The following is a 1,746-nucleotide window of genomic DNA, read 5'->3' on the forward strand; positions in this document are numbered from 1 at the left end:
AATCCGATCTCATGGGCTGACATCGCGACGCATCTCCATCAACGCATCGCAGACGGAATCACACCCCAACACAAGACCGCCAATCAAAAGCGAGTCATTCATCTCAAAAGATGTGTGCATCCCCTAGCCCCACTTTGTGGGGGCGAGGAAACGCTAGCCGCCAACGGCGCGGCCTTTGTAAGCTTGGGTTCCTCGCCCCCGCCTTTATGGCGGGTGAGAGGTGGCTCGGCGAAGCCGAGACGGAGAGGGGGCGCCCTAAGCGATTATCCTGCTCTCAAGGAGAGCTGCCCTGCACGAAAACTGCAAACCCTTGCGGAAAACCTCCTCCAATCCGCCGCGCGCTTTCCGCACGGGCCGGCGAAACCGGCGTCATGCGAACACCTCACACATCCCGCTGGTCCCTGCCGCGCCGGCTCATCCATGAAGGCTGGTGGCTCGTCGAGCCGCAAAGGCCATGCCATGAGGCGGGCATCCTGCTTTTCACCCCGAGGTCGCTCCACATAGTGGGAGCGGACACGCCGAGGACGGTCCAGCGATGAGGCTCCTAGCCAACCTTGCCATGGGCCCTGCCCAGGCATGCGCAAAACAATTTCGCACTTCTCCATGGAATTGCTCTAATCCTGCCGTCACCCAACCTTACGCACCGGGCCGCTGATTTCATGCCGCACAACATCCTCGTCGCCGACGATGACCCGCATATCCGCGAGATCATCTGCTTCGCACTGGAAAAGGCCGGCATGAAGACGGCCGCCGTGGCCAATGGCGCGGCGGCGCTCCAGGCGGTCGAGCGCGGCGCGCCGGATCTCATCGTGCTCGATATCGGCATGCCGGAGATGGACGGACTGGAGGTCTGCCGCAGGCTGAGGCAGAAATCCGACGTGCCGGTGCTGTTCTTGTCCGCGCGCGACGAAGAGATCGACCGCATCCTCGGGCTGGAAATGGGCGGCGACGATTATGTGACCAAGCCGTTCAGCCCGCGCGAGCTGGTCGCCCGAGTCAACGTCATCCTGCGGCGGGCGCGGCCGGCCATTGTGGAAGAGGAAGCCGACGATCGGGAATTCGCGCATGGCAAGCTCATGCTTGTCCCGGCAAGCCATGCGGCGAGCTTCGACGGCAAGCCGCTCACCTTGACGGCGATCGAATTCGCGATCCTGAAAGGCTTCCTCGCCCGGCCGCAGCACGTGCTCGGCCGCGACGCGGTGATGGCCAATGCCTATGCCTCCAACATCCATGTCTCGGAACGCACGGTCGACAGCCACATCCGCAACGTGCGGGCCAAGCTGGCGGCGGTCGGCTGCCTCGACGTGATCGCGACGGTGCATGGCGTCGGCTTCCGGCTCGGCCGATGCGGTGGTTGAGCAAGGAAAGGTGGCGGCCGCGGCTCGCCACCGTCGTCATCGCCATCCTGATCGTGGTCATGGCGCTGCCGCTGGTTGGGCTCTTCTTCTTCCGGCTCTACGAGAACCAGCTGATCCGCCAGACCGAGGGAGAGCTGATCGCGCAGGGCGCGGTGGTCGCGGCCCTTTATGCCCAGGAGGTGCGCGCGGCCGGCATTCCCCAGGACAGGCTGGGTTCGCCGATCTCGGCCGATCCGGCGCGGGACAACAACTATCCCTATGATCCGATCGAGCCGCGCCTCGACCTCGCCTCCGACGATGTCATGCCGATGCGCCCCGCGGCGCTTCCCGCCACCCCCGATCCGGCCTTCGCGGCCATCGGCGCCCGGCTCGACGGCATCCTCGACGA

The 1,746-nt window shown here is 64.9% G+C and carries 1 protein-coding gene and 1 pseudogene; both read left to right on the forward strand.

From position 1 onward, the window contains the following. Positions 1-659 precede the first annotated feature (659 nt). Positions 660-1,358 (forward strand): response regulator transcription factor, encoded by a 699-nt coding sequence (locus EOD07_RS33325; RefSeq protein ID WP_073989893.1) that lies wholly within the window; start codon positions 660-662, stop codon positions 1,356-1,358. Beyond that, positions 1,346-1,746 (forward strand): annotated as a pseudogene (locus EOD07_RS33330) (two-component sensor histidine kinase); the annotation flags it as partial. The gene EOD07_RS33325 and the pseudogene EOD07_RS33330, both read left to right, overlap by 13 nt.

The organism is Mesorhizobium sp. M2C.T.Ca.TU.002.02.1.1 (assembly GCF_003997225.1).

Excerpts from the sequence above, each read along its gene's own strand:
- EOD07_RS33325 (WP_073989893.1), top strand. The coding sequence starts at position 660 with ATGCCGCACAACATCCTCGTCGCCGACGATGACCCGCATATCCGCGAG.